We start from the raw sequence: 22,004 nt of genomic DNA on the forward strand, positions 1-22,004 counted from the left end.
ACCGGCGCAGATCATGCAGCCGGTGTACGCCTCGACGAAGTTCTACGAGGCGCTCAACCAGGTCAGCGGTTGGCAGTCGATGACCGTCACCCAGGCCGCCCAGGCGGTGCAGCGCTCGGGCTATCCGGACGCCTACGCCAAGTGGGAGCCCCTGGCGACCGCCCTGCAGAAGGCGATCGAGCCGCTGCTCTCCCCCACCGGCACCGCCCCGCCGCCCGGGGGGAGCCCGACACCGGCGCCGACTCCTTCGGGCACGGCCACCGCGAGCCCCTCGCCGAGCACCGGCGGCTGCGGAACCTCGACGGGCGGCGACGGCACCAACTTCGGGACCATCCCGGCGGGCTCGCTCCCGGCCGGGTACACGATTCCGACCGACGCCCCCCAGCAGGTCCAGACGGCAATCAGGTGGGCGCTCGGCCAACTGGGCACCCCGTACCAGTGGGGCGGGACGTGCGAGAACTCGCACGGGCCGGACCCCATGGGCCGATGCGACTGCTCCTCGCTGATGCAGATGGCCTACAAGGCCGCCGGCGTCTCCCTGGAGCGGACCACCTACGACCAGGTCAAGCAGGGCACGGCCGTCTCGGCGGACGCCCTCAAGCCCGGTGACCTGCTCTTCACCCGGGGCACCGCCGCCGTGCCGGAACACGTCGGGATGTTCATCGGCTCGGGGCTCGTCGCGCAGGCCCCGCACACGGGTGACGTGGTCAAGATCTCGACGCTCGCCGAATGGCGACCGGAGATCCTCGCGGCCCGCCGCGTCGTCTGACCGGCACTTCTCCCCCCTCCCTCTCCTCCCCTCCCGGGCTGCCTTCGCATGCCCATATTCGAACTGGAGTTCCCATGTTTCTCGCGGACGCAGCCACGCAGCTCGCCTTCGACCCCGGCATCACCCCGAACGAGGGCGGCCTGCCCGGCCTTTCGGTGCTCAAGCAGGTGATGGGCTCGCTCAACCTCTTCGGCATCATCGCGATCGTCGGGGCGCTCGCTGTCAGCGCCGGCGTCTGGGCCTGGGGTCACCACTCCGGCGGCCACCAGGCCGAGGCCAACGGCAAGAAGGGCGTACTGGTCAGCGCGGGCGCCGCTCTGTTGATCGGTGCGGCGAACGGAATCGTGGCCTTCTTCTCGGGCCTTGGCGGCCAGGTCCACTGATGCAGAATCGTTCCTTCACTCGTGAAGGCGTGTCCGGCGGCGCATCGCGCGTGCGCCGCCGGGCGCTGCTCGGCCTCGTGGTCCTGGTGGCCCTCGTCGTCCTGGCCGGCGCGCTCGCCTTCTTCACCCGCGGCACCCGCCCCGCAGCCAACCCTGTCTCCCCGGTGGCCAGTTCGCCCTCATCCGCCAGCGCTTCACCGTCGGCATCGCCTACGGGTGGTGCCGGGTCGGTTCCGGCGCCGCCATCGACGCACAATCCGATCGCCTACGCGAAGGCTGCGGCGGTGGCGCTGTGGTCGTACGACACCCGCTCGTACTCGCAGCCGGAGCTGGTGGCCGGCCTCCACCGGTGGCTGACGGCCGAGGGGAATTACGCGGACGCCAGCTCGGTGGACCGCCTGGTGCCCTCGCCGCTGCTGTGGGGACGGATGGCCGACTCCGGCCAGCTCGCCACCGCGACCGCGGACGAGGCGCACTTCCCGGACACGTTCACCAGGGCGCTGCAGGCCGATCCGGGGGCGATCAAGCAGGCGTACATCTACGCCGTCACCGTCACCGGCAAGCAGTCGATCTCCTGGAACGGTGCCCCGCAGGGCGGGGCCGAGGACCGCTCGTCCACCCTCGCCGTCCAGTGCCGCCCCGACCGTCCCTGCTCTCTGGTCGGCGTGCTGCCGACCGTCTCGCCCTAACCCCAGGAAGGAGGTTCCCCCATGGGTGTCTGCGACGTCCCCATGATCAGCCAGGTCTGCGACGCGGTCGACGCGATCAACTTCGTCTCCGATCCGGGCAAGAGCATCACTGACGGCATCGGTGCGTGGATCACCAAGTCGATGACGGAGCTGGCGACCAGCGCCGTCAACCTCGCCTCGAAGGCGGTCAACCAGACCACCGGCATCGACCTCAACGCCGGTTGGTTCCGGCAGAACTACGAGCTGATCCTGCCGATCGGCCTGATCCTCACGGTCGGCACGTTCTGCGCGCAGCTGATCCTCGCCGCCTGGCGCCGCGACGACCGGGCGCTGGCCCGCGCGGCCTGGGGCACCATGACCGGCGTCCTGTTCTCCTTCTGCGCGATCTCCTTCACCTCGGTTGCGGTGACGGTCGTCGACGCGCTGTCCGACAGCCTGTTCAAGGCCGCCGGAACCACGTTGGAGGACGCGATCCGGCGGATCATCAAGGTCTCCGAACTCGGCGCCATGTACGGGCTCGGCTGGACGATCCCATCCCTGGTGGCCATCGGGTGCGCGATCGGCGCGTTCCTCTACTGGGGCACGATGGTCGCCCGCAAGGTCGGCATCCTGGTCCTGGTCGTCCTCGCGAGCTTCGCCGGTGCCGGCGGAGGCTGGGAGGTCGCGCAGCGCTGGCGGCGCGGCTGGATCGAGGCCACCGCCACCCTGGTGGCGTCGAAGCTCCTGATGACCATCGTGTTCATCACCGGCATCTCCGCGATCGGCAACTCGAACGCCAAGGACGGGATGAGCGCCCTCTCCGACGCCATGGCCGGTGTCGTGATCATGGTGCTCGTGCTGCTGTGCCCGTACGCCTGCTACAAGTTCATCCACTGGGCGACCGATGGCTCGGGCCACGACGACATGCACCGCACCGGCGTCGCCGGTGTCGCGGTGGCGGCCGGGGCGGCGAAGACCGCCGCCGGCCTCGCGATGCAGATGGGCACCGGTGTCCCGGCCCCGCAGGGCCCCGGCAAGGTCCCCGGGATGGACGGCGGCGGTGCCTCCTCCGGCATCGACCCGACCGGGCGTATCAGCAAGGAAGGCATCGACGCCGGCCCCGCGCAGCAGCCGACGAAGTTTCGCTTCGGCGAGGACCCGGCCGCACCCGGCGACCGCGGGCGCGCCCTGGTCACCCGGCCCGGCATCCCGGCCCTGATCAGCCGGGCCGCACCCGGCTCAGGTGGTGGGCAGCCGTCGTCCGGCGGCGGCCAGGACGGAGCCGCAGCCCAGCCTGCCACTCCGGCCGCTCCGGAGCTGTCGACGACCCCGGCCGCACCCTCGCCCTCGGCGCCGAGTCCGGCCCCCTCGGTCCCGGCACCGCCCGCACCGGCAGCCTCCGGACCGCCCCCGGCCGGAGCACCGGCCCGGTTCGTCTTCCCGAACCGGCCCACCCCGCCCGGTTCCTGACCGGCACCCCACACCCGGGGTGGGCGGCAGCCCGCCGCCCACCCCGGGCCCCGCCTCCGAGCCCCCGGAAGGAGCCCTGCGATGACGTCCAGAAGAGCACCGCGTCCCCGCCCGCCGCCCGCATGCTCACTCCCTCTGGAATCCCGATGTCCTCTTCGACGCCCGACGCCACCCCTGCGTCCGTCAAGTTCCCCCACCGCTCCAAGCGCGGCATCCTGCTCGGCCTGAGCGCGCCGCAGCTGATCGCCTGCGCCACCACCGGCCTGCTGCTGCTTGCCGTGCTCACCACCCGGGGCGTCACCGGCGCCCTGCAGCTCATACCCCTGTGGGCCGCTGTCGCCGCCCTGGTGTTCATCCGCTACCGGGGCCGCACCCTCGCCGACTGGGCACCGATCGCCGCCCGCTACGGCCTGCGGCGGCTGCGCGGACAGCTGGTCTGGCTCGTCCGCCCCTCCTCTCGCCCGGTGCGCGAGGGTCTGCTCCACCTGCCCGGAAGCGCGGCCAGCCTGCGCGTGGTCACCGCCCCGGACCGCCGCTACGGCGCCGTCCACGACCCGCACGCCGGCACCCTCACCGCGATCGTCAAGGTCAGCAGCCGCGCCTACGCTCTCCTCGACCCCGGCACCCAGAGCGCCAACGTCAACGGCTGGGGGCGTGCTCTCGCGGCGCTCGCCCGCACCGGCCAGGTCGCCCGTATCCAGGTGGTGGAGCGGACCGTCCCGGACACCGGCGACGCGCTTCGCCGTTACTGGGAGGAGCACGGCCACCCCGACGCGCCGCTCGCGGGCGAGCTGTACGGGGAGCTGATCCGGGGCGCCGGTCCGGCGGCCGTCCCTCACGAGGCGTACGTCGCCGTGGCCATGGACTTCAAGGCGGCGCGACGGCTGATCAACCAGGCCGGTGGCGGCCTGACCGGCGGCTTCGCGGTCCTGGCCCAGCTCACCTCCGCGTTCGAGCAGTCCGCCCGCACCGCCGGCCTCAACCCGACCGGCTGGCTCAACGCCGAAGAGATCGCCGCCGTCGCCCGTACCGCCTACGACCCGAAGTCCCGTGCCGCGCTGGACCGCTGGTCCGAGGACGGGCGCCCGGCCGCCGACCCCGCCGCCGCCGGCCCGGTGGTCGTGGTGGAGAAGGCCGACCACATCTCGACCGACTCCGCCCACCACACCACCTACTGGGTTGAGAACTGGCCCAGGACGCAGGTCAACCCCGGCTTCCTGCACCAGCTCATGTTCGCCTCCGGTGTTCGCCGCACCGTCTCCTTGGCCTACGAGCCGAAGGACCTGGACTCGGCAATGCGCGATGTCCGCCGCAAGAAGGCGTCGGTGATCGCGGACTCGGCCGAGCGTGCCCGCAAGGGCCAGGTGGCCAGCGAGGCCGACTCGGTGGAGTACCAGGACATCCAGGATCGCGAGCGGCAGCTGATCGCCGGCCATGCCGACGTGGCCCTCACCGGGCTGCTGACCGTCTCCGCCGATACGGAGGACGAACTGCGCTCCGCCTGCGCCGTGGTGGAGACCGCGGCCGTGGGCGCCCAGCTCGATCTTCGCCCGCTCACCTGGCAGCAGGCCGAGGCGTTCACCGCCTCCGCACTGCCGTTCGCCCTCGCCGCTTGATGCCGGCCCGCCCTCCCTCTGAAAGAGCACCCTGATGCCGGCCACCACCCCCGTCGCGCAGGACTTCGTCCCGTACGCGACCGCCGCGATCGACTTCCACCGCGCGCTCAACGTCCCGACCGGCCCGCTGGTCGCCTCCCGCGCCGAACTCGACTGCCTGCACGAGCACTTGGTCTCGCTCCACGGCCTCCTTGACGCCCACGCCCAGCGCACCTCCCCGCTGCTGCCAGCCGAGGGCGACCACCTCAAGGCCGCCCGCACCCGCCTGTGGCAGGCCGCCGACCACCTCCACGCCGCCTACCACGCCTCACCCCGGCCCGGCAGCGGAGAGGTCCCCGGCCCCGACGCGTGCCGCGCCCGCCTTCCCGAGGGCGCGCCGGAGCTGAGCATCTGCCGCCGCCACCAGGAGACCGCGCAGCTGGTGCGCCGCCGCACCACCCCTGCCGACCTGCACGCCCCGTTCACCGGCCTCGTCCGCCGCTGACCTGCACCCCGGAATCCGTGATCATGCCCAGGAACCGCGCCACCGCCTCCCACCTGTTCGTCCCGCGCAAGACCAGCCGAGCCGACCGGCGCTCCGCCCGTGCCGGGTTCGCCGAAGCCCGCACCAAGGCCCGCCTCGCCACCCTCCCCACCGTGCGGCGCGAGCGCGAGAGCACCGACCCCGAACTGCGGCCCGTCTACCCGGTCTCCGGCCGCCCCGGTCCCGCTTCCGCCCGTGGCGGCAAGCTCCGCCTTCCCAAGCACCGCATGACCACCGCCGTCGCCGGCGGGGCCTACCCCTTCCTCGCGGAGGCCGGCCTCGGCGCCGAAGGGATCTTCATCGGCCGAGACCTGCACGCCGAAGGCTCGTTCTGCTACGACCCCTTCGCCCTCTACAACTCCGGCCGAATAGAGGGGTTCACGAACCCGAACGGGATCCTGTGCGGCATCATCGGCATGGGCAAGAGCGCGCTCGCCAAGTCCATCGCGACCCGTGCCATCGCTCACGGATACAAGATCTACATCCCGTCCGACCCGAAGGGTGAGTGGTCGGGCCTGGCCGAGGCCCTCGGCGGCCAGACGATCGCGCTCGGCCCTGGCCTGCCTGGGAAGTTGAACCCGCTGGACGCGCCGCAGCGTCCGGACGGGGTGAGCGAGGAGGACTGGACCAGCGAGGTCCGCAAGCGCAGGCTCCTGCTGCTGGCCAGCCTCGCGGCCACCGTGCTCAAGCGCGATCTGCTGCCGATGGAGCACACGGGCCTGGACGTCGCGCTCGATCTGGCCGTCGCCGACGCCGAGGCGACGGGCACGGTGCCGCTGCTCGGCGATATCGCCCAGGCTCTCGGCCGACCTGAGCGCCTGGATGCCGCCCTCGGCGACCAGGCCGGCAGCCTCGGCCACGCCATCGACGACCTCGCCCACGCTCTGCGCCGCCTGGTCCACGGCGACTTGTCCGGCATGTTCGACGCGCCGTCCACCGTGACGTTCGACCCGGACGCACCGATGCTCTCGATCGACCTCTCCCGGCTCGGCAGCAGCGGCGACGACACGGCCCTGGTGCTGGCCATGACGTGTGCGAGCGCGTGGATGGAGTCCGCCCTCGCGGACCCCGCCGGCGGTCGCCGGTGGGTGATCTACGACGAGGCGTGGCGGATCATGCGGCACGTCGGCCTGCTGGAACGGATGCAGCAGCAGTGGAAGCTGTCCCGAGGCTTGGGCATCGCCAACCTGCTGATCCTGCACCGCCTTTCGGATCTGCTGTCCGCAGGCGACGCCGGATCGCGCGGGCGAGTCCTCGCGGAGGGACTCCTGGCTGACTGCAGCACCCGGATCATCTACCGCCAGGAACCGGACCAGATCCCCGCCGCCATGGCCCTGCTCGGCCTCACCGGCGTCGAGGCCCAGGCCATTGCCGCCCTCACTCGCGGCCGGGGCCTGTGGAAGGTCGCCAGCCTGAGCTTCATCGTGCAGCACCTCCTCCACTCCAGGGAGAAGCAGCTGTACGACACCGACTTCCGCATGGCCGCTTGACCGGCCCGACTTCAGGAATCCTGAACCCGAGTGTCTACCAACGACGTTGTGTCCTACCTCGACCACGCCCATCTTATGGCGGCCGACTTCACGGAGTTCGAGCAGCTGGTCGCCGCCCGCCCCGACCAGCGCCCCGCCCTTCACGCCAACTGGCACCCCGTCCTGACCTCCACCCAGCGCGACGGCGCACAGTGGATGTCCTCCTCCGCCGTGTTCAAGCCCTGCGACGCCCGCGTCGACACCGAACTCAGCGAGGAGACGTACGTACGGGTGTACTTCGACGAGGACGGCCGGGCACTGCCCGACCGGCCCCGCCGCCCCGTGCCCGTTCCGCCGCTGGCCGCCGAGCTGGCCGAGCACCTGCCCGGGTGGTCCGTCCAGCCCTGTCCCCTCAACCCCGGCCGGGATCTCGTCGAACTGCGCGAGCGGCTCTGGGGTGGAGGTCCAGCGCCCTGGGACAGCGTCTCGCCTCCGCACACCGCCCTGCTCCTCGCCGGCCCCGGCGGTGAGCGGTTCCTCGCCGTGAGGCCACGCCCCGGCCACGAGCTGGTGGTCCGCGCTGCCCGGCCCGACGACGATTCCGACAGCCTCCTCGGCGGCATGAAGCCCCCGGCCCGCATCGTGTTCCCCACCGACGCGACGCCGGCCACGGTGGCGGCCGATGTCCGGGACCGCCTCGCGCCCGGCTACCGGCAGGCCGCCTGGCAGGCGCGGACGAACGCCTTCACCTTCGCCGCCGAGGGCCTGCAGCGACTGAGCACCGCCTACATCCCCGGAACCGACATGCCTTGGAGCCGCCGTGGGGAGGCCGGCTCCTTCGAATCCGAGGCCGGCCGCAACCGGGCCGCCTGGCGCTACATCACCACGCTCACCGGCCAGGGCCCGCACCTCGTGGCCGGCATACGGGCAACTGCCCGCGTCGAGGACCACCTCGACCCCGCCACCGGCCCCGCCCTGCGACGGCTCGGCGAATCCGAGAGGGCACTCGGGCGGCTCCGGGAGATCCGGGAGGGCTGGCAGGACGCCATGGACTGCATCCTCCCCGGGCACCCCAAGGCCCAGCAGGTCCTCGACCGCGGCGAAGACCTGCGCAACCAGGAGGCGTGGCAGGCCGCCGCACCGCTCAGGGACGGCCCGCTTCCCGCGCTCGCCGCGCACGTCGCTCCCAGGGCCGCCCTGCCCGTGCCGGACCGCGAGCAGCAGGTCAAGGCCGCGCTCGCCCGCACCGGCCATCCCCGAGGCGACTTCGCGGTGGCGCCTGCTCCGCCCCTCCCGCCGGTTCTCGGCACACCCCGCCGCACGCGGTGACCGCCTACCACCGCTTCGCAGCCGGACCAAGTCCCCGGTCCCCGGCATCATCAGCGCCCCACCTCCAGCGCCCCGGGGCGCGCACCCCCAGGAGCACGCCATGCAACCCTCTGATCTGACCGTCCTGTTCACCGAGAACGCCTTCGGTGTCACCGCTCACATCTACGGCCCGGACACCCTGACCGACCGTAACGCCACCGGTCCGGCCCGGCGCTATCTCCCTGTCACCCGTCCCCTCGCGCAGCGGGGCCTTGAGACCGGAGTCGACTTCGGGGCGGACGACTACATCGTTGACGCGGGTCTGCCTGACGGCAGCCGCCTCGTGATCTCGCCGGAGCAGTCCGGCCATGCGGACGATGCCCTGCCGGACTGGCTGGCGACTCATCACTCCAGCCCCGACGACCCGGATCTGTTCGAAGTCGTCTACGACAGCAGGCTGGACGGGCCCGACGCCCGCAACGGGGGAAGCGTGCCCAAGCTGCTCGCCGCCGTCGACGAGCATCTCGACGGCCTCGGCGTGCCGTCCCGCCAGCAGGTCCAGGCCGTACGCGAAGGCGCCGAGTCCGCACTCCACCGCGCCGGGTTCATCCCCGTCGTCCGCATCCACGAGACCCACCACCGGCTTCCCGCCGCCATGGTCGGCCCCGGCGAGCGCCGGGTCACCGTCACACGGGCCGTCGACTACCTGCGCTCCGCCGGCTACGGCTTCACCTGCCCGGCGGACCTGATCGACCACAGCCTTCCGCCGGCGCTGCCCCCGGCCCGGTCGCTGGCTCAGGTCAGCAAGACCATCGCCGAGGCCGGCCACACCCGGGATGCGGTCGAGGCGCTGAGCGAGCTGACCGCACCCGGTGACGGCGTCCTCGACCAGGTCGTCGGCGCACTCCACCAGACCGCCTCCTGGTGGGAGGGGCTGGGCGGCGCCTCCGATCCGCACTACGCGGCCCGCCTGCGCTACATCGCGGACCAGGCGGACGGCTACGTGCGGGAGATCCGGGCGATGCGAGGCGACCTCGCCGACCGGCACACCGCCCACCCCGGGCGACCCCGGTCCGCAGCCCAGGTCACGGCCGCTGGCCTCGACGCCCGGGTGCTCGCCGCGCTCGCCACCTCCCCCGCCTCCACGCGAACCCTCACCGGCCACCCGGCCGAAGCGGTCCTCGCCTCCCCCGTCTCCGCCGTCCGCGCCGCCGGGCCGCGCCGCTGAACCCCTGTCCCGGAAGGAAGACCGCCATGCCCCGCCGCTGCAGACCCGCGCCCCAACCGCCGGTCCACCGTCCGAACCAGCACCGCGGAGCCCCACCGTGCCTACCGCCGCACCCACCCAGCTGCCCGACGTCGCCATCGGGCACCACCCGACACACGGCATCGTCGCCTCCCTGCCCACCCAGAACGCCGCCGCCCACTGGTTCCTGGAGCGCCTCGACTTCCAGCAACTACCCGGCAACCCGAAGCTCTTCACGCTCACCGACCAGCACCGCGAACCCCGCGAGCGCGCCGCCTGGGCCGCCAAGCTCCTCACCGGCGCCGGCTACCAGATCGACACCGACATGGCACTCGCCCCCAACGAGAAGACCGGCACGCGGGAACAGGCCCACGCCCGGCTGCCCGCGACCGAACCGGTGCCGGACACCGGTCCGGACGTCGCCTTCGCCGAGCATCCGCAGCTCGGTGTCGTCGCTGCCACTGACGACACCGTCAACGCGGTCGAGCGCGGTGGTCAGATCCTCGAAGCCCACGGCTGGCGGTTCAACCACGTGCTCGACGTCTACACACTGCCGGTCACCGTCGACCGGGGCGAGTCGCTGGAGCGCATGGCCTCCGCCACCGCCGCCATGCACCGCGCAGGCGACCTGCAGGTTGCGGTCCAGCCGCGTCTGGCCGAGGACCTCGCCGCCTGCCGTGCACCGGCCCAGCAGGCTTTCACCACGCACAAGTTCCGCGCCAACGAGGCTTCGCTCAAGGCAACCACCGCCGTGTCGACCGCTGTCGCCGTGATCCCGCCGCCGGCGGCGGTCGACCCGCGCATCGCCTTCGCCCGTTCCCGCTGACCACCCCAACCCCCACCCCTACCAAGGAGAAGAGCACATGGCTGTGAAGAAGGTCTGGCAGATCACCCACTCGTGCGGGCACCAGGCGGCCAGGGATCTTGGTGACCGTCCGGCCGACCGCCGGGCCGGCTTCGCCGACTGGCTCGCCAAGCAGGAGTGCACCGACTGCTGGCGCGCCGCGAAGGACGGCGACGAGGCCGAGAAGGCTGCGTGGCTGCAGGCCAAGCGGTCCGCCGAGCAGGCGGAGTCGGAAGCCTGGTCCGAGCAGTTCCGGATGCCGCCGCTGGAGGGCACCGAGAAGGGGATCGCCTGGGGCGTGCGCTGCCGCCACCAGGTCCTCGCCGCCGCGTACGCCGCGCTCGTCGTCGACTCCGGCATGCCGGAGCCCGAGTGGGAGCGGATCGAGGACCGGGCACGCACGATCACCCGCGCCGGCTGGTGGATCGACCAGCGCACCTCCGGACCGGGCGACCTGGAGGAGCTGCTGGAGGCCGCCGTGGACGCCGACCGGCCGACCGAGAACCCCTTCATGTGACCTGCCGGCGCGCTGCCCGGAGCAGGGCACCGGCCCCAACTCCCACCGCCGTAGAACGATTCGGAACACACCTCCATGGCTACCTACCCGCTGCAGTGCACCGTCCGGCGCACCGAGAGCACCCTCGACCTGCTGAACGCGTTGGACGCGCTCAACGACGACCCCGACTTCGAGCCGAGCCTGTTCGCTACGTGGTCGCCCGGTCCGCCCGATCAGCAGGTCTACGACCTGCGGGACCTGGCGGCGCTGCTGGACGAACCGCGGGCGCTTCGCAAGCCCCGCACCGGCCACACCCCCTCCCCGCGCCTGACCTGGCACTGCTCGATACGCAGCACCACCCAGTCCGGCCTCAGCGAGGATCACTGGTGGGACCTGCTGCTGCAGGTGCTCAATGCCACCGGCATCCAGCCGCAGAACGATCCCAACTCCTGCCGCTGGCTGGCTGTGCGCTCCACCGCCGACAGGCTCGACATCGTCGCCACCGTCATCCGCCAGGACGGCAGCTGGGCCCGGCTGCACAACGACGAGCGATTCGCCCAGTACGCCTGCGAGCGCTTCGCTGCTGACCACAAGATCAACTCGCCGAAGCCGCTCGGCTAGGACTGTTGGACGGCCCGGCCGGAGCGCGGCTTCTACCACCGATCTCCGGCCGGGCCAAACCTCCGATCCTGCGGACTCTGTCCTCGTCAGCCCGCTCGCCGGGCCCCGCCGCCCGTCCGAGAAGGGGACGCCGTGATCGCCCACCTGCAGCGCGCAACCACCACGGCCGCGCTGATTCCCGCCCTGTACGGCCTGGACGAGCCTGGCGACCGGCTGCGTCCCCGGCTGATCGGCGCCGACTACCGGGGCGCCGACAAGCAACTGCCTCTGTTCGGTGACCCGCAGGAGGTCCTCGGCGGCGGTGTGCTGGACGCCCCCGCTCTGCGGATCGGCTCCCGGGCGCCTGCGCGCCCCGTGTGGATGTGCTCGGTGCGCTCCGACCCGCGTCACCCGGACCTGAGCGACGCCCAGTGGACCGATGTCACCCGGCGCCTGGTCACCGCGACCGGGCTCGCCCCGGACGGCGACCCGGACGGCTGCCGGTGGGCGGCGATCCGCAACGGCAACCGGTCGGTGCACGTCGTCGCCACCGTCGTGCGCGAGGACGGATACATCCACAACACCTACCGCGACCCCTTCCACGTGCAGGCCGAGTGCACCCGCATCGCCGCCGAACTCGGCCACCTCACCCGTACCGTCACCACCGCCAAGGACCACCGGATGCCCTCCATCACCATCAGCGCCGAGCTCAGCGGTAGCGTCGTCGCCACCGGCGCCAGCGACGACCTGTCGGCCACCCTGCTCCGCCACGCCGGGTTCAAGCAGATCGACGACTGGCACGGCCGCCGCCACCGGCTGCCCACCACCACCGCCCCCGCCGACCGGGCCTCCATCGCCACCCACGCCACCGAGATGCTGCGCGCCGCCCGCTACACCGTCGACCTCGACCCCAAGCTCGACGCCGAGCAGCTCAGCACCGCAGGTCGGCAGATCCTGAATCTCACCGATGAGCTGCGCGGCGCCAAGGACTTCGCGGAACTCGCGGGGGTGCTCGACGAGCTGCTCGACCCGGACGAGGGGATGCTGGTGCGTCTCCAGGAGGCCCTGGAGATCGCCTCCGAGCAGATCACCGAACTCGATCCCGACCAGTTCGCGCTCTCCGACCGGTTCGGCTTCGCGTCCGACCAGTTGGTCACCGCCCAGGCCGAACTGGCCGGGGCCGTCGACGAGGTGCAGCGCGCCGTGTCCGACACGGCGGGCCGTGCCGACGACCTGCGTACCCGCGCCGCTCTTGCCCGCAGCACCACCGCCCCGGTCGCCGCCAACGCCTCGGACCTGCCCGCCGCTTGGCGGACACCCGTACCGGCCGCAGCGGCAGTTCCCGCCGGCCGCACCCGCTGAAACGTTCCTGCACGTCACTACTTCCTGGGAGCCCTGGTGCCCGAGCACTACTCGTCGATCGGAGAAGCGGTCGGCGCCGCCATGCAGCACAACATCCGCCTGGCCCACCGCGACCAGCAGACCCTCACAGCCGACCAGCCGCTCCAGGTCCGCTACATCCCGCCGCCCACCGCCGACCCCCGCTCCCTGCCGGGCATGGTCGTCCGGCTCGAGGAGGACGCGAGCCCCGGTGACGTGGCGGCGATCTTCGAGGAGACAACCAGCGCCCTGGTCGGCCCGCTGACGCAGCTGACCGAGCTGGTCGCGGCCGGGGCCGACTGGGCCCGCGCCAGGGTGGACTTCGCCTCCCCCGGCTACAACCTGTCCTACGACACGTGGGCGCGGCTGGCCACCGCGCACCAGGCGCTCCTCACCGTCCGGGAGGACCTGGAGACCACCACCGCGAGGATCCCCGACTGCCCCGCCGAGCCGAGCCGCTCAGGCCACTCGGAGACCATGCCGGTGCTGCGGACCCGCGAACTACTGCACGACGTCATGGGCAGCGTGCCGCCGCCCACGTCGGAGGCCCAGCGCCGTCAGGCAGCCGTCGCCGGCTCTCCCCGGCGCGTGCCCCAGCCGTCTACCACCCCCGAGCCCACCGCCACGCCGACCACGGCCCCGGCCGCGCAACCGCGCCGTACCCGCTGACAGCAGCACCGAGAGGACCGACCACCATGGGAAACCTCGCCGACACCTACGGCACCGACGTCGAGATCTACCGCGGCGGAGACGACCGGATCTGGGCTGACTGCCGCACCGACGCCCCTGGCCTCATCGACCGCACCCTGCGCCAGTTCGGCTTCACCGCCCCACCCGACCCTGGCAACCCCGCCTCCTACAGCCTCCCGCCGGAGCGGCCCCGCGCCGACCAGCTGACCGCCGCGTCCGGCGCGGCCTACCTGCTTGGCGTCCAGCAGCACCGGGTCGCCATCGAGCCGGAGTTGGTCGTCACCATCGACGGCCGGGACAACCCCGCCGCCGAGCTGCGGCGCGCAGCAGCCCTCGCCACCTCCCCCGCAACGCGCGTGACCGCCACCGTGCAGCAGCCACCGGCCCCGCCGACGCCGGCGTCCGAGCGACCGAGCAGCCGCACCCGCTGAAACGTTCCCTCGCCCCTCGCCCGAAGAAAGGCACCCCGTGACGATCCGTTCGAGAGCCGAGCGCGCCCCGCCCACCGCCCGCTCGCACCCACCTGGACTCTCCCTTGCCCGCCCCGCGCACCGGCGCACCGTCGACCTCCACCGGCACGGACGCGCTCCTCTACCTCCTGTTCGCCGTCGTCGGCGCCGCCATCGCCTTCGGCTCCCTCGCCTGGCTGACCGGCAACCTCACCAACTACATCGTGGGGTCCGGCCCTTGGGCGCCGTTCCACGTCGCCGACGCCCTCCTTCACCCCGACCGGCTGTGGCCCCACCTCGACCCGACCTCCGTCCTGGTCGGCGCCCGCATAGTCCCCGGCGCCCTCACCATCGCCATCACCGTCACCGTCCTGGTGCTGTGGCAGCGCCGCCGCGCTGGCGCGAAGAGCGGCATGGCCCGCAAGGCGGACATAGCGCCGCTCCTGGACAAGGAGATCACCGCCAAGGCCCGCAGCCTGCGCCCGAGCCTGAACGACCGGGAGTGTAAAAGAGGTCGAGCCGAACGACCGCGGCATCCTGATCGGCACGCTCTCCCCCGGCCGGGCCGAGGTCCGCGCCTCGTGGGAGGACGTGATGGTCGCCATCATGGCGCCCCGCTCCGGCAAGACGAGCGGCATCGCGATCCCGGCGATCCTCGCCGCCCCCGGACCGGTGCTGCTGACCTCGAACAAGGCCGCCAGCGACGCGTACACCACCTGCGTTGACGCCCGTGCGAAGGTCGGCAAGGTCTGGACCATGGACCCGCAGCAGATCGCGCACCACCCGCGCGAGATGTGGTGGGACATCCTCGCGGACGCCCGCGACCTCGCCGGCGCCAAGCGTCTGGCCGGGCACTTCGTGACCGCGAGCGTGGACGAGTCCAGCGGCTCCGACTTCTGGTCGACCGCGGCGAGCAACACCCTCGGGTCGCTGTTCCTGGCCGCCGCGAGCCACCGGCGCCCGATCACGGACGTGCTGGCCTGGCTCGCCTCGCCCTCCGACCGCACCCCCGTCGACCTGCTCACCGATGCCGGCCACCACGCGGTCGCCGCCCAGCTCCAGGGCACCGTCACGGGTGCCACGGAGACGAGGGACGGTATTTACGAGACGGCGCGCCAGTACGCGAGCTGCCTGCTGGACCCGGAGATCGCCGCCTGGGTCACCCCCACCGAGGGTCTGCCGGAGTTCAAGCCGTTCGCCTTCGCTTCCTCTCGCGACACACTGTTCCTGCTGAGCAAGGACGGCGGCGGCTCCGCCAGCGCGATCATCGCGGCTGCGGCCGACGCGGTGATGCGCGCGGCCGTCATCGTCGCCGAACGCTCCGGAGGCCGGCTCGACCCGCCCGCGCTGTGCGTCCTCGACGAGGCCGCCAACGTCTGCAAAATCTCGGACCTCCCGGACCTGTACTCCCACTTGGGCAGCCGGGGCGTCATCCCGATCACCATCCTGCAGTCCTACCGCCAGGGCCAGCGCTGCTGGGGTGAGGCTGGCATGGACGCCCTCTGGTCGGCGGCCACCGTCAAGGTCATCGGCAGCGGGATCGATGACGCCGACTTCGCGGACCGGCTTTCCCGGCAGATCGGCGAGCACGAGGTGCAGACCGTCTCCGTGTCCGACTCCGGCAGCGGCAAGTCGACTTCGGTGTCGATGCGCACCGAGCGCATCCTGCCGCCCGACGAGATCCGCGCCCTGCCCAAGGGCAAGATCCTGCTCTTCGCGACCGGCATGCGGGTGGCGATGCTCGACCTCAAGCCCTGGTACAAGGAGCGCTCCGCCAAGGAGATCGGCCCGGCCTCCGCCCGCGCCACCAAGGCCATCACCGAACGCGCCATCGCGAAGGCTGCCGCCAGCCGCGACGACTTCACCCTCTCGGCCTGACCCACCCCACCGGCGGCGCCGACCGGGAAGCCGCCTCTTCTCCGGCCGGCGCCAACCCCGGCCGCTTACCCCGCCTCCGCCTCGACTCCGGAAGGTCTCTTCATGTCCGACACCAACTCGCCTGCCGCCCTCCGCCGTTCGGCTCCCCTCGCCGGGGCGCCGGTCGTCCGCCGGGGCGGCCAGTGGTGGCTGATCACCGGCACCGGCTCGATCCTGACCACCGACCCCGTCTTCACCGGTGAGCTGGACCGCTTCGCCACCGCGATGGCCGCCGCCGACCGCGAGGTCGACCGGCTGCGGGACAAGCAGGCCGGCACCCGGAAGAAGCGGAAGGGGAAGCGGCGGTGATGGACGCACTGCTCAAGGGCGAGCAAGCCCTTCTCGGCGCGGTCCTCCTCGACCCTGCCCAGCTCGACACGCTGGCCTGGCTGACACCCGCCGACTTCTACCGTCCGGCTCACCGAGCCCTGTTCGCCGCGATGCGGACCCTGAGCAACGATCAGCGTCCGGTGCGGGAGGCTGACGGGACAGTACCGCTCTCGTGGGTGACCGACACGGTCGCCGAGGCGAGCCGCCAGGTGCGCGGGTTGAACGCCTCGTACCCGTTCACCCTGATCGCCGCATGCCCGCGCCCGCAGAACGCCCCGGTGTACGGCCGCATGGTGCTCGAAGGGTCCATCCACCGCACGGTGCTTGAGCACGCCGTCCGTCTGGAACACGTCGCCCACATCGATGCCGAGCAGCACCAGGTCGAGGGCGTCCTGCACCACGCCGATGCCCTCACCGGCGTGCTCGGCGACCTCGCCCGCCGCTGGGGCACCGAGCCTCGTCCCGTCCCGCCGCCCGGTCCTGGCGCGAGCACGGCGGCGTCACCGGTCGGGCCCAAGGAGACCGAGGACGAGCAGTTCCTCCTGGCCGTCCTCGTCCACCAGCCCGCAGCGATGGCCGAGGTGTACGACTGGCTACGGCCCGGCGACTTCGCCGACGCCGGCAACGGCCAGGTCTACCGCTGCCTCGGCGCTCTCCACCACCGAGGCGAGCCGATCGACGAGGTGACCGCCCTGTGGGAGGTCCAGCGGCGCGGCCTGCTGGTCGATGGCACGCTCTCGCGCGAACAGGTCGACAGTCTCTTCGGTGGCCCGGGGGCGGGTTCGGCCGAGTGGCTGGGCGACCAGGTCATCCGTGCCTCCGTCGTGCGCACTGCTGCCGGAGCCGCCACCACCATCAAGGCGTTGGCCGAAGCCGAGGCGATGGCGCCGGGCCGTCTCATCGGACAGGCCCTGCATGCCCTCGGCCCGCTCGACGAGGTGCGTGCCCGCTGGCGTACGGCCAACGGGCAACCTTCCCCGACAGCCGAGAGCGCTGGCCCAGCACAACGCCCCGATCCTGCGGCCCGGGTGCGCGCGGCGCTGTCCCGAAGTCCCCAGCAGCGCCTCGCTCCGAGGACCACCCCGCCCGCCGCCGCCATGTCCGGGACTGGCGCCACGACCACGTCACCTGTCCGCACCTCGCCCTCCCACCACCTCCGGAGCACCTCGTGAACAGCCCGATATCGGAGGCACTGCTGCTGCACGCCACCGCGACCGTGATCGACGCCCAACGCGAAAAACTGCCCCAGGTCAGCGCCCCGTTCCGCCTGCCCGACCCCATCGGCGTGGCCCGGCAGACCACCGAACTCGGCGGCCTCATCGCCGAGCTGGGCGACGAGTACCTGTTCCGTGCGGACGCTTCCGCGCCGCAGGAGCACACCACGCACGCGGCCGAGGCGTTCGCCAACACCATCGGCAGCGTCGCCCAGGCCGCCTCCGCCCTCGGCACCGTGGCCCAGCAGCTCGCCTTCGTCGCCCGAACGGCCGGCAAGCGCGGTGAGCCGGGCTACGAGGACGCTCACACCGATGCCGGGCAGCTGATCGAGCTCGCCGTCGAGACGGCACGCGACGACCTCGCCGAAGCCGCCCAAACCCTGCGGACCGCCGCCTCGGCCGTCTCCCCGCCGCCCGCAGTCAAGGTCCAGCGAGCCGCCCTCGCCCGCTCCCCCGGCGCTTCGACAGCATCTCCGGCGCCGATCGCGACCGCTGTTGCGGTGGCGGCCCAGCGCGCTCCGGCCCGCGCCCGGTGAACCGTTCCGCCGCCCCTTCGACCTTCACCCCAGGATCTGACCATGCTTGACGAGGACGCCCACGACTACGCTGTCCGGCTGGAGTCGGCCGCGACCGAGCTCGTCCGTGCCAGCGCACGGCATCCGTACTCCTTCTCCAATGCCTACGGCAACGGCCGCGAGGTCACCGTCTGCGATCTCGCCGAGGCCGTGGAGCGCGTGGAGTACCACCATCACGCGGCCATCAGTGAGGCGAGCTTCCACTCGCAGGATCCCCGTTCCAGTCCCCGCTCTGCCGTCCTGGCTCGGGAGTGGAGTTCCGTAGGGACAGTCCTGGCCCAGGTCAGCCTGGATCTCACGCGGGCAGTGGAGGTGGCGAGCCGTCTCGCCGACGCCCGTGTACGGGCTCCGGAGACCGCCAGCGCCTTCGAGCGGCAGGCCGCCACCGAGGTCTCCCGCCTCCTCGCCAACGCGCGGGCGGGAATCGACCGTGCCGTCGACATGATGTTCGACAGCGCCCACCACCTGACTGGCAGGCGCCCGATGCCGGCACCGGACTTGGCCGCGCTCTTCGCCGAGACCGCCACGGGGGAGCTGGGTCCGACGTCCCAGCGGGAAAGGGCCGCGCTGGCCCGGTCCGGCAGCACCTTCCCCGTCCTGTCGCCCGCCCCGACCACGCCCACGCCCACGCCCACCGCGACTCCTCCCTCTCCCCGAGGCCGGCGGTGACGGCCATGGTCCCGGACACCGCAGGCGGCCCGTTGATCGGGTCGTTGTGCAGCGGGTATGGCGGGCTCGACCTCGGCGTCCAAGCCGCGCTCGGCGGCCGTCTGGCCTGGCACGCTGAGACCGAGCCCGGCCCGTCCGCGATCCTCGCCCGCCACTGGCCCGGCGTGCCGAACCTGGGCGACATCACCAGCATCGACTGGTCGACCGTCCCGGGGGTGTGCGTCCTCACGGCGGGTTTCCCCTGTCAAAGACGTCTCGGTCGCCGGCCGCCGCGCCGGGCTCAACTCCGAAACCCGATCCGGTCTTTGGCTGCACGTGGCTCGCGCTGTCGAGGCCCTGCGCCCGCACCTCCTGGTGGTCGAGAATGTACGAGGACTGCTCACCTCCCCCGCTGTCGCCAGCTCCGGTGGCGACGTGGAACGCTGCCCGTGGTGTCTGGGAGACGACCCAACCCAGCCTGATCTGCGGGCACTTGGCGCCGTACTGGGCACCCTGGCCGAGCTTCGGTACGACGCGAAGTGGCTCGTGCTTCGCGCCTCCGACGTCGGTGCACCCCACCACCGAGCCAGGGTCTTCCTCACCGCCTGGCCCGCCGACCACGGCGTTGCTCAAGACCCCGACAAGCAACATCGGCTCCAACGGCGGCAGCCAGCACCCGGAGAAGAGGAAGCGCGGCGGCCACGGCCCGAACCTGGCGGACGAGGTGGAGTGGCTGCTGCCCACTCCGAAGGCGTCGGACGGGATCAAGGGCTCGCCGAACCAGCGGCACGGCGGCGGGGACCTGACCCTGCCCTCGGCAGCAGCCTCGCTGCGGCCCTCCTCGCCCCGGAACCCGGCCTCACGCTCCCGGCGCCGGGCCTCGCCGGTCTCGACGGCGGTAGTGCTGCCGCTGTGGCCGCAGGGCGACTCGACCCCGGACGGTGGGGACCGTACGCCGGAGCCGTCGCCCGATGGGAGACGCTCACCCGCCCGGCGCCGGCGGCCACCGACGAGGGCGGCAAGCTCCGCGCGGAGTTCGTCGAGTGGATGCAAGGGCTTGAGGCGGGCTGGGTGACAGCCACCCCCGGGCTCGGCCGCCCGGCCCAGCTCACCGCGCTCGGCAACGGCGTCGTTCCCCAACAGGCTAAGCGGGCATTGGAGTTGCTGGCTCCTCATTTCCGGCGCTGTGCCCGCTGCCGTGCCGAGTGAGGGGCTTCTACCTCTTTTTCCCGGCCGTACCAAATCCCGGAATCCGCGGACTCTTCTCCCCGCAGCCGCACCGACCCGAGGGGGCTGTCATGCCTGCGCATGCCCCGGTCCGGCGCGCCCGCGCGCCGCCGGCCGTACGACCGAAGGACCTTCTCCTTGAGCACCACCACCGCCTGCGGCCCCACCCAGGACAGCGGATACCGCGCTGTCCTGGGTACGCCGTACGTCGCCCGCCTACTGGCCGGCACCCTGATCGGCCGCCTTCCCACCGGCATGGCGCCGATCGCGATCCTGCTGCTGGTGCGCGCCGAGCACGGCCCGCTCGCCGAGGCCGGAGCCCTCGGCGCCCTGTACGGCCTGGCCTCCGCGCTCGGGCAGCCGCTGCTCGGGCGCCTGGTCGACCGCCACGGCCAGACCCGGGTCCTCGTCGCCGCCACGGCCGCCGCCAGTACGGCGTTCCTGCTGCTGCCGTGCACCGGTCCGGTGCGCCACCCGGTGCTCGCCGCGCTCACCGTGCTGGTGGCGGGGCTGGCGACGCCTCCGCTGGAGGCCGGTCTTCGGGCTCTGTGGCCGGTGCTCCTGCCGGACGCCGGACGCCAGCGCACCGCGCTCTCGCTGGACAGCAGCACCCAGGGCTTGGTGTTCGTCGCGGGTCCGCTGCTGGCCACCGGCTTCGCGGCCGGTGCCGGAGCGACCACCGCGCTGGTAGCGACCGCGGCCCTCGGCCTGCTCGGCACCTGCCTGGTTGTCACCTCCCAGCCGTCCCGCACCTGGACGCCGGGGGAGTTCACCGAAGCGGTGCACTGGACGGGTCCGCTGCGCGTGCCGGGGCTTCGGGTGCTGTTCGCCTCGCTGATCGGCACCGGTGTCGCCCTCGGCGCGGTCAACGTCCTGGCGCTGTCCGCCGCCGAGCGCCACCACGCCGGGTGGCTGGCCGGGGTGATGCCGGCCGCGCTGTCCATCGGCAGCTTGCTCGGCGGCCTCGCCTATGGCCGCCACGCCTGGCCCGGCGCCCCCGCCCGGCACCTGGTCGCCGCCTCGGTCGGCTTCGCGGCCGGATGGCTGCCGCTGCTGCCCGACCCCGCTCCCGCCGTCGCCGTCCTGGGCGCCGTGCTGCCCGGCACCTTCCTCGCACCGCTGCTGACCGCCGCGTTCCTCACCGTCGACCGCCTCGCCCCCGAAGGCGAATCGACCGAGGCGTTCGCCTGGCTGATCGCCTGCATCGGCGTCGGCCAGGCCGCCGGCACGGCCCTGACCTCCCTCGCCGCCGGCCCGCTGCTCGTCGCCGCCGTCCCGCTCGCCGGGGCCGCCTGCGCGCTGTGGCTGCTCCACCGCTTCAACGACCGCCTCTCTGCCTGACCACGAAGCTCATCCCGAAGGACACCGCCGTGAACACCTCTACCTTCTTCGCCGCCGCAACTCCCCTCACCCGCATGCACGTTGTGTGGGACTGGAACGGGACGGTCAAGGACGACCTCGACGACCACGTCTCCGCGCTGAACGCGACCCTGCCCGCCCTCGGCGGCGAGGCGGTCGACCGGGAGACCTACCGGGCCAAGCACACCGTGCCGATCCCCAACTTCTACGCCCGCCTGCTCGGCCGCACCATCACCGAGCAGGAGTGGCTCTCCAGCGACAACGCCTTCCTGGACCACCTGCGCGCCCAGCCGGTGCGCGTGCGCGACGGCGCGATCGAGCTGATGGCCGCGCTGCGCGAGGCCGGCCACACCCAGTCGCTGCTGTCGCTGTGCCCGCACGACACCCTCGTGCGCGAGGTCGAGGAAGCCGGCATCGGCCACTTCTTCACCCGGATCGAGGGCCGCACCGGGCCCTCCGGCGGCACCAAGGCCGCACCGCTCACCGCCCACCTCGAAGCCCTCGGCCTCACCGAACAGGCACACCGGGTGCTGCTGGTCGGCGACGCCGTTGACGACGCGGATGCCGCCCACGCCAACGGCGCGCACGCGGTGCTGCACACCGGCGGGCTGCACCACCCCGCCAAGCTCGCCGCCGCCGGCCACCCGCTGACCGACACCCTCACCGACGCCGTCGCCCTCGGCCTGCGCCTCGTCCAGAACCACGGCGCCCAACTGGCCTGCGCCTAGCACGGATCGGCGGCCGTACCAAACCGCCGATCCTGCGGACCATCTCCTCACCAACCGCTTCACCGGAGCCCTGCCATGACCCGAAGAAGACCAGC

The 22,004-nt window shown here is 72.7% G+C and carries 22 protein-coding genes and 3 pseudogenes; all 25 read left to right on the forward strand.

Going from position 1 to position 22,004, the window contains the following annotated elements:
• The coding region (locus AA75_RS51790) for a C40 family peptidase (RefSeq protein ID WP_233288992.1) at positions 1–769 on the forward strand (769 nt) is incomplete at its 5' end.
• 74 nt (positions 770–843) lie between these two features.
• The gene (locus AA75_RS11665) at positions 844–1,152 is read left to right on the forward strand and encodes a DUF6112 family protein (RefSeq protein WP_033819819.1); all 309 of its coding nucleotides are present in this window, start codon (positions 844–846) and stop codon (positions 1,150–1,152) included.
• Positions 1,152–1,841, forward strand: coding sequence for a hypothetical protein (locus tag AA75_RS11670; protein WP_051812153.1), 690 nt, complete (start codon positions 1,152–1,154; stop codon positions 1,839–1,841). The genes AA75_RS11665 and AA75_RS11670 overlap by 1 nt, the downstream gene beginning before the upstream one ends.
• A gap of 21 nt (positions 1,842–1,862) precedes the next feature.
• Entirely contained in the window at positions 1,863–3,290 is a 1,428-nt protein-coding gene (locus AA75_RS11675) for a hypothetical protein (protein ID WP_033819820.1), read from the forward strand.
• A gap of 146 nt (positions 3,291–3,436) precedes the next feature.
• Positions 3,437–4,906 (forward strand): SCO6880 family protein, encoded by a 1,470-nt coding sequence (locus tag AA75_RS11680; protein ID WP_033819821.1) that lies wholly within the window; start codon positions 3,437–3,439, stop codon positions 4,904–4,906.
• A 34-nt stretch (positions 4,907–4,940) separates the two neighbouring features.
• Positions 4,941–5,390, forward strand: a complete 450-nt coding sequence (locus tag AA75_RS11685) for a DUF6238 family protein (protein ID WP_033819822.1) — start codon at positions 4,941–4,943, stop codon at positions 5,388–5,390.
• A gap of 23 nt (positions 5,391–5,413) precedes the next feature.
• Positions 5,414–6,919, forward strand: coding sequence for an ATP-binding protein (locus AA75_RS11690; protein ID WP_033819823.1), 1,506 nt, complete (start codon positions 5,414–5,416; stop codon positions 6,917–6,919).
• Between the two features lie 30 nt (positions 6,920–6,949).
• A complete protein-coding gene (locus AA75_RS11695) occupies positions 6,950–8,227 on the forward strand; it encodes a hypothetical protein (protein WP_149038080.1) in 1,278 nt (425 codons plus the stop codon).
• Between the two features lie 100 nt (positions 8,228–8,327).
• The gene (locus AA75_RS11700) at positions 8,328–9,434 is read left to right on the forward strand and encodes a hypothetical protein (RefSeq protein WP_051812154.1); all 1,107 of its coding nucleotides are present in this window, start codon (positions 8,328–8,330) and stop codon (positions 9,432–9,434) included.
• A gap of 97 nt (positions 9,435–9,531) precedes the next feature.
• Positions 9,532–10,278: a hypothetical protein gene (locus AA75_RS11705; protein WP_033819825.1), complete on the forward strand. Its 747-nt coding sequence runs from the start codon at positions 9,532–9,534 to the stop codon at positions 10,276–10,278.
• A 37-nt stretch (positions 10,279–10,315) separates the two neighbouring features.
• Entirely contained in the window at positions 10,316–10,813 is a 498-nt protein-coding gene (locus AA75_RS11710; protein WP_033819826.1) for a hypothetical protein, read from the forward strand.
• A gap of 75 nt (positions 10,814–10,888) precedes the next feature.
• Positions 10,889–11,413: a hypothetical protein gene (locus AA75_RS11715; protein WP_033819827.1), complete on the forward strand. Its 525-nt coding sequence runs from the start codon at positions 10,889–10,891 to the stop codon at positions 11,411–11,413.
• A 132-nt stretch (positions 11,414–11,545) separates the two neighbouring features.
• A complete protein-coding gene (locus AA75_RS47315; protein ID WP_149038081.1) occupies positions 11,546–12,754 on the forward strand; it encodes a hypothetical protein in 1,209 nt (402 codons plus the stop codon).
• A 36-nt stretch (positions 12,755–12,790) separates the two neighbouring features.
• Entirely contained in the window at positions 12,791–13,441 is a 651-nt protein-coding gene (locus tag AA75_RS49210) for a hypothetical protein (protein ID WP_033819828.1), read from the forward strand.
• 26 nt (positions 13,442–13,467) lie between these two features.
• Positions 13,468–13,893: a hypothetical protein gene (locus tag AA75_RS11730; protein ID WP_033819829.1), complete on the forward strand. Its 426-nt coding sequence runs from the start codon at positions 13,468–13,470 to the stop codon at positions 13,891–13,893.
• A gap of 104 nt (positions 13,894–13,997) precedes the next feature.
• Positions 13,998–15,789: pseudogene (locus tag AA75_RS11735) on the forward strand (type IV secretory system conjugative DNA transfer family protein).
• Positions 15,790–15,891: 102 nt separating this feature from the next.
• Entirely contained in the window at positions 15,892–16,137 is a 246-nt protein-coding gene (locus tag AA75_RS50845) for a hypothetical protein (RefSeq protein ID WP_033819831.1), read from the forward strand.
• Complete coding sequence (locus tag AA75_RS11745) at positions 16,137–17,330, forward strand: DnaB-like helicase N-terminal domain-containing protein (protein ID WP_033819832.1); 1,194 nt, start codon at positions 16,137–16,139, stop codon at positions 17,328–17,330. The genes AA75_RS50845 and AA75_RS11745 overlap by 1 nt, the downstream gene beginning before the upstream one ends.
• Positions 17,327–17,908, forward strand: coding sequence for a hypothetical protein (locus AA75_RS11750; protein ID WP_033819833.1), 582 nt, complete (start codon positions 17,327–17,329; stop codon positions 17,906–17,908). The genes AA75_RS11745 and AA75_RS11750 overlap by 4 nt, the downstream gene beginning before the upstream one ends.
• Before the next feature lie 42 nt (positions 17,909–17,950).
• Positions 17,951–18,616, forward strand: a complete 666-nt coding sequence (locus AA75_RS11755) for a hypothetical protein (RefSeq protein WP_033819834.1) — start codon at positions 17,951–17,953, stop codon at positions 18,614–18,616.
• 5 nt (positions 18,617–18,621) lie between these two features.
• Positions 18,622–18,801, forward strand: a pseudogene (locus tag AA75_RS53445) (DNA methyltransferase); the annotation flags it as partial.
• Positions 18,731–19,192: pseudogene (locus tag AA75_RS51795) on the forward strand (DNA cytosine methyltransferase); the annotation flags it as partial. The pseudogenes AA75_RS53445 and AA75_RS51795, both read left to right, overlap by 71 nt.
• A gap of 315 nt (positions 19,193–19,507) precedes the next feature.
• Entirely contained in the window at positions 19,508–19,804 is a 297-nt protein-coding gene (locus AA75_RS51800; protein ID WP_033819875.1) for a hypothetical protein, read from the forward strand.
• A 156-nt stretch (positions 19,805–19,960) separates the two neighbouring features.
• Positions 19,961–21,163 (forward strand): MFS transporter, encoded by a 1,203-nt coding sequence (locus AA75_RS11765; RefSeq protein ID WP_051812155.1) that lies wholly within the window; start codon positions 19,961–19,963, stop codon positions 21,161–21,163.
• Positions 21,164–21,192: 29 nt separating this feature from the next.
• Positions 21,193–21,909, forward strand: a complete 717-nt coding sequence (locus tag AA75_RS11770; protein ID WP_233288993.1) for an HAD family hydrolase — start codon at positions 21,193–21,195, stop codon at positions 21,907–21,909.
• Positions 21,910–22,004 lie beyond the last annotated feature (95 nt).

The organism is Kitasatospora sp. MBT63 (genome assembly GCF_000710465.2).
Lineage (GTDB): Bacteria > Actinomycetota > Actinomycetes > Streptomycetales > Streptomycetaceae > Kitasatospora.

Coding starts and splice junctions, on each gene's coding strand:
- AA75_RS11730 (WP_033819829.1), top strand. CDS start 13,468: ATGGGAAACCTCGCCGACACCTACGGCACCGACGTCGAGATCTACCGC.
- AA75_RS11665 (WP_033819819.1), top strand. CDS start 844: ATGTTTCTCGCGGACGCAGCCACGCAGCTCGCCTTCGACCCCGGCATC.
- AA75_RS50845 (WP_033819831.1), top strand. CDS start 15,892: ATGTCCGACACCAACTCGCCTGCCGCCCTCCGCCGTTCGGCTCCCCTC.
- AA75_RS11755 (WP_033819834.1), top strand. CDS start 17,951: ATGCTTGACGAGGACGCCCACGACTACGCTGTCCGGCTGGAGTCGGCC.
- AA75_RS11690 (WP_033819823.1), top strand. CDS start 5,414: ATGCCCAGGAACCGCGCCACCGCCTCCCACCTGTTCGTCCCGCGCAAG.
- AA75_RS11670 (WP_051812153.1), top strand. CDS start 1,152: ATGCAGAATCGTTCCTTCACTCGTGAAGGCGTGTCCGGCGGCGCATCG.
- AA75_RS11700 (WP_051812154.1), top strand. CDS start 8,328: ATGCAACCCTCTGATCTGACCGTCCTGTTCACCGAGAACGCCTTCGGT.
- AA75_RS11680 (WP_033819821.1), top strand. CDS start 3,437: ATGTCCTCTTCGACGCCCGACGCCACCCCTGCGTCCGTCAAGTTCCCC.
- AA75_RS11675 (WP_033819820.1), top strand. CDS start 1,863: ATGGGTGTCTGCGACGTCCCCATGATCAGCCAGGTCTGCGACGCGGTC.
- AA75_RS11745 (WP_033819832.1), top strand. CDS start 16,137: ATGGACGCACTGCTCAAGGGCGAGCAAGCCCTTCTCGGCGCGGTCCTC.
- AA75_RS11685 (WP_033819822.1), top strand. CDS start 4,941: ATGCCGGCCACCACCCCCGTCGCGCAGGACTTCGTCCCGTACGCGACC.
- AA75_RS11715 (WP_033819827.1), top strand. CDS start 10,889: ATGGCTACCTACCCGCTGCAGTGCACCGTCCGGCGCACCGAGAGCACC.
- AA75_RS11710 (WP_033819826.1), top strand. CDS start 10,316: ATGGCTGTGAAGAAGGTCTGGCAGATCACCCACTCGTGCGGGCACCAG.